Origin of the sequence: Campylobacter sp. MG1 (assembly GCF_026616895.1) — a bacterium.
Classification (GTDB): domain Bacteria; phylum Campylobacterota; class Campylobacteria; order Campylobacterales; family Campylobacteraceae; genus Campylobacter_E.
In genome coordinates this window covers 108,272-121,859 of record NZ_JANYME010000002.1, presented here as the reverse complement: position 1 = coordinate 121,859, position 13,588 = coordinate 108,272, and the positions used below count along the sequence as shown (strand labels likewise).

Sequence of the window (13,588 nt, the reverse complement as noted above, 5' to 3'; positions counted from 1 at the left end):
ATCTAGGCTTAATATCCAAAAGGAGAATCATGAGACATTATGAGGTTTTATTCATCGCAAAGCCAACGCTAACTGATGAAGAATTAAAGGCAAGAGTTGAGTTTATAAAAGAAACTCTAGTAAAAAATGGTGCTGAAATTGCAAGTGTTGTTGAAATGGGCACTAGAAAATTAGCTTATCAAATTGATAAATATGAGCGTGGTGTATATTATGTAATATATTTTAAAGCTCCAGGTTTATTGATTAAAGAACTTGAGCGTGTTTTAAAGATTACTGAAGATGTAATTAGATTTTTAATCGTTAAATACGAAAACAGACGCGAAATCGCTGCATGGGAAAGTCTTTCTCAAGGTAAAAAATTAGGTAAAAGAGATAATAAAAAAGAAACTAAGGTTGAAACTCCAGCAGAATAAAGGATTAAAATATGAATAAAGTTATTCTAATAGGTCGTTTGACTAGGGATATTGAAATAAAGTCAATAGGCTCAACTGGCTCAGCTGTTGTTAATAACGCTATGGCTGTAAATAGATATAGAACATCTAATAGTGGGGAAAAATTAGAAGAAACTTTATTTATTGATGTTGTGTTTTTTAATAGGTTAGCTGAAATTGTTAATCAATATCTTAGAAAAGGTTCAAAACTTATGGTTGAAGGATTTTTACAGCAACAAACTTGGGTTGATACTGTAACTAATCAAAATCGTTCAAAAATTCAATTAGTGGTTGAAAATATGGAGATGTTAGATCCAAAACCTAGTGATGACAATATGTCTAGGAATAATTATCAACAAAATAATAATTATAATAAAACACAATATAGCAATCAAAATCAACAAAGTTCTTACCAAAATATTGGTAAGCAAAATTTTAATGAAAATAAAAATAATTATATTCAAGACTTTGATGAGATATCTCAAGAAGTCCCATTTTAAAGGATAAACTATGGCAGAAAAAAGAAAGTATTCAAGAAAATATTGCAAATTTACAGAGGCAAAAATTGATTTTATTGATTATAAAGATACAGCATTATTAAAACACGCATTATCAGAGCGTTTTAAAATAATGCCAAGAAGATTAACAGGAACAAGCAAAAAACACCAAGAAATGGTTGAGCTAGCTATTAAAAGAGCAAGAGCAGTTGCTTTAATTCCTTATGTATGCGACCGCAAAAACGTAGTTACAAATCCGTTTGAAGGTCTATAATTCTTAGGCTAGATTTTCTAGCCTAATTCTTTTATCATATACAAAAATCAAAATAAATATAGCCAAAGTAATAAACAACTCACTTAAAGCATTTATCACACCTTCACTGCTTGCAAAATAACTATGTGCAAATTCTATAAAATAATGAAGTATCAAAGGCATTGATAATAAAAATAAATAAATACTTCTAAGCCTTATATAAATTGAAATTATAAGTAAAATCAAAAAAGAAACTAAAATATAAAAAATATCTATGAGCTCATAAAGAAGTAACGAGCAAGTAAGGTATAAAATAATGCTAAAAAAATAATATAAATTATCTTTAGCAATTATAAATAATAATATAGATATAAAAACAAATGCCATTAAACAAATAAAGAAAAGCTCATTAGATTGGCTAATAAAACTTAAGGCACAAAATATGCAAAATATAAATATAAACGCATAAAACAAAGCCTTGAAAAAATCTTCTAATTCACAAGCAAGATTGATTTTATTTTTATCAATTAATAAGCTAAATAAAACCACTATAAAAGATGGGATAAATATTACTAAAGAAATAATTTGAAGTCCTGCAAAAGGAATTAATAAAAATATATCATCATATACTGCTTTTTCATCTATAAATACACGAAACATTTTAGTAATATTATCAGGTTTTATAAGCAAGTATAAAGCAAAAAATAAATAATAATAAATATTTAATTTTTCAATAGAAAAAGAAAAAGCTATGAAAGATTTTTCATTTGATTTAATCTCACTTATTAGCCAGTTTAAAAATATTTTCATTTTAAATTCCTTAATACTAAATTTATTTCAATTATATAATTGAAAATAAATATTATAACTTGTCGTTATTTTTATGTTTTTTAATTTTATGATATATAAATTTTTAAATGTGAGATAGTATAAAATTTATAAATATAAAAAATGACAAAATAAGTTAATTTGTTTTTAAAGAATAACAAATTATATCTATTAATAAAGATAATATTAATATTTGATAAAGTATTTATAAAATGAAATAAATTTATAAAAAATATTACAGTAACATTTAATTTTAAAATAATATAAAATTTTATCCTTAATATAAATAAATTAATAAAAATATATAAATGCTAATTTTTAATAAGAAAATAAAAAAGTCTTACAATAATTAAGGTTTTATCAAATCTTTATATTTATTGATAAGCTAATTATAATATTTAGTATTTATTTTTAAAGCTTAAATTTGGTATTTTGTTAATTCAATACTTTCAATATTGTGGCATAGGTCGTCTTATACCAGCGTCCTTAATATCATAATGCTTAATTAAATCGTCCATTCTAGCTTCTAAAAATTCCCTTTTATAAGTCCCTAACCTTTGGTTTTGATTTATTATAAATTCTTTTACCCATTCTTCTTTCATAATACCTAGATTATAATACATCTCGTAAGAGCTTTGAAAAATAGCACTAAATAATTGTTTTCCTAGTTCTTTATCATTTTCTATATTTTCAACAATATATTCAGGGGTCATAGTAGTATTTCCCCAATAACAAGTTTTTAAAATATTTTCAGCTATTTTTAATTTTTCTTCTTTACTACACATTTAATCTCTTATTATGTTTGATTAAAATTAAATTAATTTGAAAGTTTTAATTTTTCATTGTTATTAATTTAATGCTTTTAATTCTCCTTTTAATTTATTTAAATAATTTTGATAAACATCATTAGAGCAACTACCTCTTCTATAATAATTACCTAAACTAAGATAATAGTTATCAATAAATAACCTAGTAAAAGAATCATAAATTCTATTAAGATTAGGGCTAAGTTCTAAACTCAAATTATTTAAATTTGTTATTGCATAACTACAAGGTTTATAATAACCATAAATATCATAATTTATTAGTTTATCTTTGCTAAGTCTAGTTGGTAATTCTGAAGCTTCTTCTTCAAAAATTTTTTCATATTTTTTATAATTTTCATATAATTGCACTTCTTTATCAACTATTAAATTTACACTTTTAAAAAACTTACCATCTATCGTATAGTTTTGCTTTTTAATTGTGCTTAATAATAAGGTATTTGGTTTTTTAAGTTCTGTTACTTCGTGCTTTGGACTTTGCTGTAAATTAAAATGACTTATGAATAATATTCCGTGAAAAGCAATCATTAAAAATGAGAAAAAATAAAAGATAACTTTAATAAATTTTTGATTTTGTTTCATTATTAACTTATAAAACCACCAAATTAATAGTGAAAATATAATTGGTAGCAATAGTTGTAAAACTACAAACCACCCACCGGCATCTCTATCAATAAGCCCAATTCTTATAACCAAATATAAAAATAAAATATATAAAGCTATTATAAATCTAGGATAGAGCTTTAATCCTATAAAAAATGTAAGGGCAAAAAGCGTAGGATAGGTAATAAAAAATGGCACATAATCTATAGGAATTAAAATACTAATAATTCCACTAGCTAAATCATGTAAATTATCTAAAAAATATGTTAGATATATTAAAAACTCATTCATAATTTGTATTTAATAAGACTTATTGTATTAATAACTTAATACATTTATTCTTCAATACCAACTAAAATATTACTAGCTTTTATTAATACATTTACGCTATCACTGATTTGTAAATTCATATTTTTGACACTTTCATTAGTAATGCTTGCAGTTATTTTTATGCCATTACAATCTATATCAATTATACTATAAACAGCACCATTAGTTATATTAATAATTTTACCATGTAGTTCATTAGCACTACTTAAACGAATTGCACATTCATTTTTACTAATTATTACTGAATTAGCTTTAAAAACCATAATTGCATTATCACCAGATTTTAGGTCTAAGTCTTTTACGCTATCAGTAGTTATTAAGGCTTTAATTTTTTTACTATTTTCTAATTTTGCATAAACTAGTGAAGTAATTAAATCGGATTTTATATCTACGATATTGACTTTTAAAATATTTCTAGCACTTAACATATAGCAACCTTTTAATATAAAATTAGAACATTAAACTATAAAAAGTTTAATGTTTGTGAAATTTAATTAATTCTTTTTTGACAATAGGTGCTAGTAAAAATAATGCTAAAGTGTTCGGTAAAACCATTAATGTATTACACAAATCAGATATGCTCCATACCAAATCTACTTTTAATAAAGCCCCAAAAGCTATACAAAATACAAATATAAATTTAAAGTAAGGTAATGCTTTTTGAGAAAATAAGTATATTACATTAATTTGAGCAAAATAATACCAACCTATTATAGTAGTAAATGCAAAAAAAGCAAGACATAAAGCTAATAATTGAACCCCGATATCTCCAAATGCTATACGAAATGCTGCTGTTGTAAGCTCTATTCCGTTAAGGCTTAGGTCAGCACCACTTAATAAAATAATAAGAGCAGTTGCGGTGCATATAAAAGCTGTATCAATAAAAACAGCTAACATTGCTACAAATCCTTGTGTAACCCCGTGTTTTGTAGTAGCACTTGCGTGAGCGTGAGGGGTACTACCCATACCAGCCTCGTTAGCAAAAAGACCACGAGCTACACCATAGCGAATGGCTTCTTTAATACCAATTCCAACAGCACCACCACCTACTGCTTCAAGTCCAAATGCTTGATTTATAATACTAGAAAATACTGAACCTATATTTGAGTGAAATTTAATCAATATGTAAATAGCGACTAAAACATAAAAAATAGCCATAAAAGGCACTACAATTTCAGCAAATTTAGCTATTCTTTTTACTCCACCAATAACAACAAAACCAGCAATTATAGCTACAATTATACCGGTCATATATGTAGGGATATTGAATGCTTGATTCATAGCACCTGAAATTGAATTACTTTGTGTCATTTGTCCAGCACAACCTAATGCTACAATAATAGCTATAGCAAAAAAACCAGCTAATAAATTACAAGTATGTTTTCCTAATTTTTTCTTTAAACCGAGTTTGATATAAAAAGCCGGACCACCTATATAATGACCATTTTGCCATACTTTGTAGCGTTGAGCTAAAATTCCTTCAGCTAAAATAGTTGCCATTCCTAAAAATGCACTAGCCCACATCCAAAATATAGCACCTGCACCACCTAGACAAATTGCAGTAGCTACACCTATTATATTACCGGTTCCAACTTGAGCTGATATTGATATCATCATAGCTTGAAGTGCTGTTACTCCGGCTCTTTTATTTTTATTCTTTGCGAATAAATCACCAAAACTTGCTTTTATACTTTGCTTAAAATATCTAAATTGAGGTAAGCCTAAATAAATAGTAAAAATTATACCTATTCCAACTAGAACAAAAACTAAAACATATGCAACTAAAATACCATTAATTTGTTCTATAAAATCATGAAATGTCATTGTGGCAACCTTGTTGAAAAATTTAAAGTTATCTATACTATCATAAAAAGGTGATTATGATAAATTTTTATGCATTATTTTATAAAATATTGTTTTAAATTTTCATCAAAATTTAAAAATAGAACGCAATCTACATTATATTCTGCTGCTAAATAAAGATTATTTGTATTTTCAATAAAGCACAAGATTTTACTATCAAATAAATATTTTTGTGCTAGTTCGGTAGAATTTGTTAGTATATTTTTATTAGGAATTATATATTCAACCAATGCTGCATTGCATAATAAAACTTCATTTAAATTCTCACAAAAAATAGCTTTTTTTATATTTGTTTTTATTAAATTTTCTTTTGAAAATTTAAGACAATTAATTTTATCAGGTTCATTTGTAAAAGTAAATTTATATGAATTAAAAAGGTTGTTTATATAATCTAGTCCAAATATTTGCATTTTTATCCTTATTTAGTAATTTTAATTTGCATATTATTTAATGAAAAATTACATATATTATCATTTATCTCATAATTTATATTATTTATTTTTTGAGTAAAACCATTTTGAGTTTTTGAGTAATTTTTCTTAGAAAATATATTTTTACATAAAATTATATCTTTTAACAAATCATCATAATACCATTTGCCAAAGAATTTTTCATTAAAGCTTTTTTTGGTATAGCATTCGTTGTTAAAACATATTTTTTCATTGATTTTAAAAGTATTTATGTATTTTCCAAGTGTATATAAATCAAGACTTAAATCACCTTTATTATCTTTTAAAAAACCTTGTCCTTTAAACTTAATAATATCGCTTTTAATAGTTAGATTTATAGTTGTAGTTGGAATTTGCTTAGCACAAGAGCTAAAGAATAGGGCTAAAATTAGCCCTAAGTAAATCTTATTTACCATTTAAAAAATCTCTTAAATTATTCACCATCATTGCCACTAGCCTTGTAACACACTCACAAGCAGTCCAAGCTATGTGCGGGGTGATTATTAGATTTTGCTTTTTACTTATGTTCAATAAAGGATTATCAGCACTCATTGGCTCAACTTCTACAACATCAAGCCCAACGCGGATATTTTTACTATCAATTGCTTTTGCGAGTGCTACTTCATCAATTATCCCGCCACGCCCAAGATTTAGCAAATACGCATTATCTTTCATCATTGCTAGTTCTTTTTCGCTGATTAATTTATATGATTTGTCGTTAAGTGGAGCGTGAATGCTTATAATATCGCTATTTTTTAGCAATTCTTCTAAGCTAACTTTTTTAAAATCAGCATTGTTATTATTGCCACTAAGACTTGTATAAACCACATTAGCACCAAACATTTGTGCTATTTTTGCAACTTCTTTTCCAATAGCTCCAAGTCCTATAATTCCCCAAGTTTTGCCTTCTATTGTGTAAATTCTTCTTGAATAATCACAAAATAATTCGCTCTTAGCCCAATTGCCTTTTTTTGTGTAGTCATTATAATAAAGAGTTTCGTTCATTAATGATAAAAGTAGAGCATAAGTATGTTGAGCCACACTTTTTGTGCTATAACCTGCTACATTTTTAACTACGATATTAAATTCTTTTGCCGCAACCAAATCAACCGTATTCATACCCGTTGCACTAATTAAAATTAGTTTTAAATCAGGGCAAGCTTGCATAACTTCACGGCTCATTTTGATTTTATTAATCACTGCTACTTCGCATTTTTCTAATCTTTTTACTACTTCATTAGGCGATGATTTTTCATACAATACAACTTCGCCAAATTCTTTAAATGCGTCAATGTTTTCTCCACCTAAGGTGTTTGCGTCTAAAAATACAATTTTCATCTTAACTCCTTAATAATGCTTGTTTTAAATTTTCTTCATTTAATATAAAACCAGATTTTATTAGATACTTAGAATCTTGAGTTTTTAGGATAAATTCAATCGATTCTTTAATTTTTAACATAAAATCATCAATTTTTATGAAGTCAGTGATTTTTGTTGGTAAATTTATTTTTTTATAAAATTCACATAAAAGTTCGTATTCTTTGATATTATTTTCTAATAATAATTGAATTAAAATTCCAAATGCTACTAACTCTCCATGTAAAAAATTTTTTTCTATACTACTAAAAATACCTAGTCCATAACATACAGAATGTGCTATTGCACCGTTATAATCCATTTTTATAAGTCTTGAAACTATGCCTGTGTTTAAAATTATTGACATTACAACTTGTTTGAATTCTAAATTTATTTCTTTAGAATTTATTGCATTTTCAGCAAAAATTAAATTTAAATCTTTGCATAAATTACTACAAATTTTTCCTAAAGTATTTGTATAATCTATAATTTCATTATTTTTTAATGCCATTTTATATTTTAAATCAAATTCATAAAATTTAGCCATAGTATCGCCAATACCAGCTATTAAAAATCTTTTAGGAGCGTTTTTGATGATTTCTAAATCTATTATGCATTTTATATTCAAATCATCATATATTGCAAAATCTAAAAATTTAGAATCGTCATCGTAAATAACTGAAAGTCCTGAAGTAGCAGCACAAGTTGCAGCTATTGTTGGAATTGTTAAAATATTTAATTTTAATTTATTTGCTACAAATTTCGCCGTATCAAGTGCTTTTCCACCACCGATTCCTAATACTATATCAAATTCTGTTGTTTTTTTTATTTCATCATGAAAAATTTCATCAAAAACACTAAAAGAGCATTCTTTTACAAAATTTATAGAATAATTTTTATTTTCTAAATTTAATCTATTTTTAGCTTTTTCATATGCTGTTTTTCCTGCGATGATTAAAATATTCTTATAATTTTTCAACTCTTTTTGTAAAATTTCACTTATGTTAATATCTACGATAGTATTTGTAAATAGTAAATTTTCTTTCATTTTTACCCTTTTATGATGTGTCCTACGAATTGTGCGTAATTATCTATAATAGTTCCACCTTTTCTAAATCCAAGTCCGCACGCTTCGTAGGCAAAAAATACCCCAGCTTGATAGAACTCGCCATTATATTCGTTAAGTTCTGCAAATTCTTGATAAATAAATCCGTTATTTTCATAATCTCCATTATTTTTTGTAATTATTTCGCCATTTTTGTCCAAAATCGTAACATTTGCACCTTCACGACCAAAAAACGGCTTTTTAACTTGTTTAGCATTTTCAAGTGGTAAAAAGCTAGTTTTTAATAAATATTTATGATTTGGATAAAGCTGCCATAAAATCTCTAAAATAGCCTTGCTTTGAAATAATAATGTATAAGCAGGATTTAGGATAATTGCTTTTTGATTTTTGATTATTTTTGTTAGTAAATGTGCTAATTCGCTTTCTTCAATAGCTATTATTTCCCAAGGAATTAGCATAAAGCAAAACTCATAATTCTCATCAGCTAAAAACACTCCATCTTCGCTAAATTCAACATCTTCAACATAAGCAAACTCGCATTCATATCCAGCGTCTTTTGCCATTTGCATAAGTAATCTTGTAGTTAGCTCTTCTTCAGTATTTTTTACACTTGTAAAAAGTATTTTCCAGCCTTCATATACTTCATCAAAATTACTTACATCTTCATCTAAAGTTGATAAGCGTTTAAAATTATCAACGATTGCTTCGTAAGTGTGATTAAATTGATTGCTTTCATCTAAATTATTTAGTCTTAATTGCTCAAATTGTAAAATCGCCGTTTCAAAAAGTGCCGTTGGAGTATTTGCATTAAACTCAAGCAATTTAATAGGTAAATTATCAAGCCCACCAGCTAAATCAAAACGCCCATATAAATGCCAATGAACTTCATTTTCCCAAGATAATTTCACAACTTCGTGTAAATTAAAAGGAATACCAAGTTTATCTAAAAGATTATTATCAATTACATAAGAACCTGCGTTTATAAACATATCATATAGCTCATTGCAAGCGTTATAATAATTATTTGCTTCATCTTCGCTAATTATTATTAATTTATCATCTACATATGATTTTTTATCTTCATTTGTATGCCAAGTAAAACCCATATTTTCTAGCTTTTCAGTGCTTAGTTTTTGAATATTTAAAAATTTCATTTTTATCCTTAAATTTAAATTATTAAGATTTTAACAAAATATGATAATTATTTTAATACCCATAAAAAGTATTAAAATTAAACTATAAAATATTTTTGTGCCAAGCTTTTATCAACACTTTTTGCGTTTATAATTTTATTGTTAAATTTACATTCTCCATCATTTGGATTTTTTGTATACGCTAGTGCTAAAGAACAAGCAAGTTTTATATCATCATCACTTGCGTTATTGTCTAATAAAGATATTGCACCTATTTTATTTGTGATAATTTCACTCATTTTAATATTTTTATCATCTAACATTTCAAGTATTGCATTGCCTTCAGTTTCATTGCGAGATATTATCATTTTTGCACCATTTGGTAATCTTAAGTGTCTTCCTAGCCTTAATAATTTTGCATTTGAGCTATCTAATTTATTAAATTTTATATAATCAATTATTTTATTTTTAAATGCTTCAAGAGTTAGTAAACACCCGCCAGCTGGACTTTCATAATCACTATATCCATAAATTTTTGCAAGTTCCATTTGTCTAGTGCGACCACGACCACTAAAATCAAGTAATTTTTCTCTATCAACCCAACCATTAATTTCTGGTAGGGTAGGTGGTAGTAATTTTGCACTAAGTGGTCTTAAAATTTTATTTTCTTTATCTTCACTAAGTTTTTCAACGCTTTTTAATGCTTGTGCTCTTTGACTCATCGGACGCTGTCCTAAAACTTCACCGCTAATTACAAAAGAAGCATTTAAGTCATCAAGCATACTTAATGCAACCTTAAACATATATCCATGACAATCTATGCAAGGATTAATTGCTTTTCCATAGCCGTATTTTGGGTTTAATAACACATCTTGCAAATATTTATCACAAATATCAACTACTCTAAAACTAGCTCCAGCCATATTTGCACGACGCTTTAAAAGCTCAGTGTTTAATGGACCAAATCCAGTGCTAATAAAAATTGCTTCTACTTCTATTCCTTGTTTTACTATGGTACTAATTGATAACATACTATCAAGACCACCACTAAAAAGTGCTAATGCCTTCATCTATACTCCGAGATTTTTTATTTTATTTTTTAAATTTTCCTTTGTTGTTTCATCTAATTTAGTATTGCGATAATAAAGCAAATCAATTAATACAAGATATGCTTTTGTTATTCCTTCTTCGCTATATATTAATTTTGGATTTTTTACTAATTCAATAGCATAATTTTTAAACAATACTGAATTTAGAATATTACAACTTGCATAATATTTAGCCAAATTTGTAAAAAAACCTATTATATTTGTTATTTTTTGATTTATGTGGGTTTCGTTCATAAATTTAATAATTTTAGGATTAGAATAATCTCTTTCTAAAATTAAATTTAATAATTCACTATCAAAATATTCTTTTTTTAATAAAATTTTAAAATCATCTTTTGAACTTGCTAAAAAATATAATATCCCTTCAAGGAATTTATTTTGTTCTTTTTTATCATTGTTATAAGTTTTAGTTTCTTGTATTTTTATACCATTTAGCAAATTATAATCTATACCTAGATTATCACAGAAAATTTTAATATGTGTAGATGCTAAAAATGTATCAAGTTTATTTGTGTAATTTAAGATGTTTGCATAAGCTTTTTTTATTAAATAAGGTTCGATTTTAGATATGCTAAGTTTATCTATATATTCTAAATTTAATTGATTTTTAAAAATATACTCAATACAAAATGATATTATATTTTTAGAATTATTCATTTCATCTTTTAATTTTGATATTTCATTATTTTCTATAAATTCGCCTGGGTCTTTATAGCTTTTTAGTGTTATTACTTCACCATTATAACCATTTTCACTAAGTAAACTAGCAGCTTTAAAAGCAGCATTTTGACCAGCATTATCTTTATCAAAACAAAGCATTACAAAGCAATCTTTTTTAATTAATTTTAAATGATTTGCTGTTAGAGCTGTTCCTAACACAGCTACAGCGTATGTAAAACCAGCTTTATGAAAACTAATTGTATCCATATAACCTTCACAAATAATCATTTTTTTATTTTTATTAATTTCATTTTTTGCTAGATGATAACCATAAAATAAACTACTTTTATCAAATAATCTTGATGCCGGAGAATTTACATATTTAGCAGGGTTATTAGGGTTTAATGTCCTACCACCAAAACCAACTAAAAATCCTGTATTATCGTATATAGGGAATGTTATTCTATCTATAAATGATGGATAAAGACCATTTTCATTTTTTTTAAGAACTCCTTGCATTAATGCGTTATCATTTGAAATTTCATTCTTTTGTAGTATTTTTATTGTATCGTTTGCACTAGGAGCATAGCCTATGTTGAATTTAATTCTTAAATCTCTTGTTATTTTTCTTTTTTCTAAATATTGTAATAAATCGTGCCTATAATTTAATTCGTTTATATAATATTCATTTAACACAGTTAATGCTTCATTATGTCTTATAAGTTTTCTTTTACTATCATCTAGTGTAAAATTATACATACTAGCTAATTCATTTAATGCTTGTATAAAATCAATATTTTTGTATTTTTGTATAAAACTTATAGCATCTCCATGTGCTCCACAACCAAAACAATGAAAATATCCTTCATCTTCTCTTATTACCATACTAGGATTTTTATCAGAATGAAAAGGACAAACACACATATAATTACTGCCCTGTTTATGAATTTGGACAAATTTTGACACTAAATCAATAATACTAACAGTCTCTTTTAGTTTTTGAATATTTTCGTTTGTAATCATAAAAGTATTATATGTATAATTTACTAATTTTCATTAAAAAAGGATATAGGTGGATTTAATTTTAAGTTATTATAAAAATCCTATTTTTGGAATATTAGTTTTAATTTCTTTAGTTTTAATAATTGCATTAGCTGAATTAATTTTTTCAAATTTAAAAGAAAATAAAACTAATAAGAACATTAAAAAATATTTAGAAAATTTAAAAAACAAAGAAGATGGATTTTTAAAAAAATTAAATTTAGAAGAAAATATAAACTTAGCAAATACATTTTTTAAAGCATCAATGTTTTTAGAATGCAAACAGATTTTAATTTTTATATTAAAAGAAATTCCAAACAATAAAGACTTATTATATTTATTAGCACAGTGTAATTTAAAATTAGGATTATTAAATGATGCAAAAGAAATTTTATTAACAATATTAAAATCTAGAGCTAGAGATGAGAAATCATTATTATGTCTTGCTTATGTGTATTTTAAATTTAATGATTTTGAAAATTGTAGGGAAGTTTATAAATCACTTTGTATTTTGGGAAATTATGAAAAAGATTTGAAATTTATAGAAAATTATCAAACAAAGATTGTAAATTTAAATGATAAAATTATTAAAATAAATGATGAAATTGTTATAAAAGAAAATATCCAACAATTTTTTTTGTGTAAGAATTGTTCGGCTAATTCTTTATTTTATACGCCATTTTGCCATAAATGTTTTAGGTGTGATACTATGCAAGTAAATTTAAGGATAAAATTATGAAAAAAATTACTATTTATACAGATGGGAGTTGTCTTAAAAATCCAGGTGCTGGTGGTTGGGCTTGGATTAGATTAGATGATAATGAAGTTGTAAAAAATAGTGGTGGTGAAAAAAATACTACAAATAATATTATGGAATTAAGTGCTTGTATAAATGCACTTTTAGATTTAAATGAGCCATGTGATATTACCTTATATAGCGATAGTCAATATGTTGTTCGTGGCATTAATGAATGGCTTAGTAATTGGGTTAAAATAGATTTTAAAGGTAAAATGAATGTGGAACTTTGGAAAAAATATTTAGAAGTTAGTAAAATTCATAAAATTAATGCAGTATGGATAAAGGCACATAATGGTGATAAATATAATGAGATTTGTGATACATTAGCAAGAGAACAAGCTTTAAA

General features: G+C 25.5%; 16 protein-coding genes and 1 pseudogene. 5 read left to right on the top strand and 12 right to left on the bottom strand.

What is annotated here, in order from left to right; translation table 11 throughout:
- Positions 1-29 precede the first annotated feature (29 nt).
- The 3 genes from rpsF to rpsR are packed head-to-tail and all read left to right on the top strand — an operon-like array spanning position 30 to position 1,202.
- Positions 30-413 carry a 30S ribosomal protein S6 gene (rpsF, locus tag NY022_RS02090; protein ID WP_267523344.1) on the top strand — a complete coding sequence of 128 codons (384 nt, stop codon included), beginning with the start codon at positions 30-32 and terminating at the stop codon, positions 411-413.
- Positions 414-424: 11 nt separating this feature from the next.
- The gene (gene ssb, locus NY022_RS02085) at positions 425-931 is read left to right on the top strand and encodes a single-stranded DNA-binding protein (protein ID WP_267523343.1); all 507 of its coding nucleotides are present in this window, start codon (positions 425-427) and stop codon (positions 929-931) included.
- 10 nt (positions 932-941) lie between these two features.
- Positions 942-1,202, top strand: a complete 261-nt coding sequence (rpsR, locus tag NY022_RS02080) for a 30S ribosomal protein S18 (protein ID WP_267523342.1) — start codon at positions 942-944, stop codon at positions 1,200-1,202.
- 3 nt (positions 1,203-1,205) lie between these two features.
- Here the strand turns inward: rpsR and NY022_RS02075 are convergent, their stop codons facing one another.
- From NY022_RS02075 to dnaG, 12 genes are all read right to left on the bottom strand, one after another.
- Positions 1,206-1,991: a hypothetical protein gene (locus NY022_RS02075; protein ID WP_267523341.1), complete on the bottom strand. Its 786-nt coding sequence runs from the start codon at positions 1,989-1,991 to the stop codon at positions 1,206-1,208.
- A gap of 467 nt (positions 1,992-2,458) precedes the next feature.
- Positions 2,459-2,794 carry a hypothetical protein gene (locus tag NY022_RS02070; RefSeq protein ID WP_267523340.1) on the bottom strand — a complete coding sequence of 112 codons (336 nt, stop codon included), beginning with the start codon at positions 2,792-2,794 and terminating at the stop codon, positions 2,459-2,461.
- A 63-nt stretch (positions 2,795-2,857) separates the two neighbouring features.
- Complete coding sequence (locus NY022_RS02065; protein ID WP_267523339.1) at positions 2,858-3,727, bottom strand: hypothetical protein; 870 nt, start codon at positions 3,725-3,727, stop codon at positions 2,858-2,860.
- A gap of 44 nt (positions 3,728-3,771) precedes the next feature.
- Positions 3,772-4,194: a TOBE domain-containing protein gene (locus tag NY022_RS02060; protein WP_267523338.1), complete on the bottom strand. Its 423-nt coding sequence runs from the start codon at positions 4,192-4,194 to the stop codon at positions 3,772-3,774.
- A gap of 46 nt (positions 4,195-4,240) precedes the next feature.
- Positions 4,241-5,590: an alanine/glycine:cation symporter family protein gene (locus NY022_RS02055; RefSeq protein ID WP_267523337.1), complete on the bottom strand. Its 1,350-nt coding sequence runs from the start codon at positions 5,588-5,590 to the stop codon at positions 4,241-4,243.
- A gap of 74 nt (positions 5,591-5,664) precedes the next feature.
- Positions 5,665-6,039, bottom strand: a complete 375-nt coding sequence (locus tag NY022_RS02050; RefSeq protein WP_267523336.1) for a hypothetical protein — start codon at positions 6,037-6,039, stop codon at positions 5,665-5,667.
- Between the two features lie 8 nt (positions 6,040-6,047).
- On the bottom strand, positions 6,048-6,494 hold the full coding sequence (locus NY022_RS02045) for a hypothetical protein (protein WP_267523335.1): 447 nt from the start codon (positions 6,492-6,494) through the stop codon (positions 6,048-6,050).
- Positions 6,484-7,416, bottom strand: a complete 933-nt coding sequence (locus tag NY022_RS02040) for a D-2-hydroxyacid dehydrogenase (RefSeq protein WP_267523334.1) — start codon at positions 7,414-7,416, stop codon at positions 6,484-6,486. The genes NY022_RS02045 and NY022_RS02040 overlap by 11 nt, the downstream gene beginning before the upstream one ends.
- A gap of 1 nt (position 7,417) precedes the next feature.
- Positions 7,418-8,482: an iron-containing alcohol dehydrogenase gene (locus NY022_RS02035; protein ID WP_267523333.1), complete on the bottom strand. Its 1,065-nt coding sequence runs from the start codon at positions 8,480-8,482 to the stop codon at positions 7,418-7,420.
- Positions 8,483-8,484: 2 nt separating this feature from the next.
- Entirely contained in the window at positions 8,485-9,654 is a 1,170-nt protein-coding gene (locus NY022_RS02030; RefSeq protein ID WP_267523332.1) for a glutathionylspermidine synthase family protein, read from the bottom strand.
- A gap of 77 nt (positions 9,655-9,731) precedes the next feature.
- Positions 9,732-10,703 (bottom strand): ATP-binding protein, encoded by a 972-nt coding sequence (locus NY022_RS02025; protein WP_267523331.1) that lies wholly within the window; start codon positions 10,701-10,703, stop codon positions 9,732-9,734.
- Positions 10,704-12,425, bottom strand: a complete 1,722-nt coding sequence (gene dnaG / locus NY022_RS02020) for a DNA primase (RefSeq protein WP_267523330.1) — start codon at positions 12,423-12,425, stop codon at positions 10,704-10,706.
- A gap of 49 nt (positions 12,426-12,474) precedes the next feature.
- Here dnaG and NY022_RS02015 point away from each other — a divergent pair, with 49 nt between their 5' ends.
- Together NY022_RS02015 and rnhA are read left to right on the top strand one after the other, a co-directional pair.
- A complete protein-coding gene (locus NY022_RS02015) occupies positions 12,475-13,182 on the top strand; it encodes a tetratricopeptide repeat protein (protein ID WP_267523329.1) in 708 nt (235 codons plus the stop codon).
- A pseudogene (gene rnhA / locus NY022_RS02010) lies at positions 13,179-13,571 on the top strand (ribonuclease HI); the annotation flags it as partial. The gene NY022_RS02015 and the pseudogene rnhA, both read left to right, overlap by 4 nt.
- Positions 13,572-13,588 lie beyond the last annotated feature (17 nt).

Coding starts and splice junctions, on each gene's coding strand:
- dnaG (WP_267523330.1), bottom strand. CDS start 12,425: ATGATTACAAACGAAAATATTCAAAAACTAAAAGAGACTGTTAGTATT.
- NY022_RS02035 (WP_267523333.1), bottom strand. CDS start 8,482: ATGAAAGAAAATTTACTATTTACAAATACTATCGTAGATATTAACATA.
- NY022_RS02070 (WP_267523340.1), bottom strand. CDS start 2,794: ATGTGTAGTAAAGAAGAAAAATTAAAAATAGCTGAAAATATTTTAAAA.
- NY022_RS02025 (WP_267523331.1), bottom strand. CDS start 10,703: ATGAAGGCATTAGCACTTTTTAGTGGTGGTCTTGATAGTATGTTATCA.
- rpsR (WP_267523342.1), top strand. CDS start 942: ATGGCAGAAAAAAGAAAGTATTCAAGAAAATATTGCAAATTTACAGAG.
- NY022_RS02075 (WP_267523341.1), bottom strand. CDS start 1,991: ATGAAAATATTTTTAAACTGGCTAATAAGTGAGATTAAATCAAATGAA.
- NY022_RS02055 (WP_267523337.1), bottom strand. CDS start 5,590: ATGACATTTCATGATTTTATAGAACAAATTAATGGTATTTTAGTTGCA.
- NY022_RS02030 (WP_267523332.1), bottom strand. CDS start 9,654: ATGAAATTTTTAAATATTCAAAAACTAAGCACTGAAAAGCTAGAAAAT.
- NY022_RS02040 (WP_267523334.1), bottom strand. CDS start 7,416: ATGAAAATTGTATTTTTAGACGCAAACACCTTAGGTGGAGAAAACATT.
- NY022_RS02065 (WP_267523339.1), bottom strand. CDS start 3,727: ATGAATGAGTTTTTAATATATCTAACATATTTTTTAGATAATTTACAT.
- rpsF (WP_267523344.1), top strand. CDS start 30: ATGAGACATTATGAGGTTTTATTCATCGCAAAGCCAACGCTAACTGAT.
- NY022_RS02045 (WP_267523335.1), bottom strand. CDS start 6,494: ATGGTAAATAAGATTTACTTAGGGCTAATTTTAGCCCTATTCTTTAGC.
- NY022_RS02050 (WP_267523336.1), bottom strand. CDS start 6,039: ATGCAAATATTTGGACTAGATTATATAAACAACCTTTTTAATTCATAT.
- NY022_RS02060 (WP_267523338.1), bottom strand. CDS start 4,194: ATGTTAAGTGCTAGAAATATTTTAAAAGTCAATATCGTAGATATAAAA.
- ssb (WP_267523343.1), top strand. CDS start 425: ATGAATAAAGTTATTCTAATAGGTCGTTTGACTAGGGATATTGAAATA.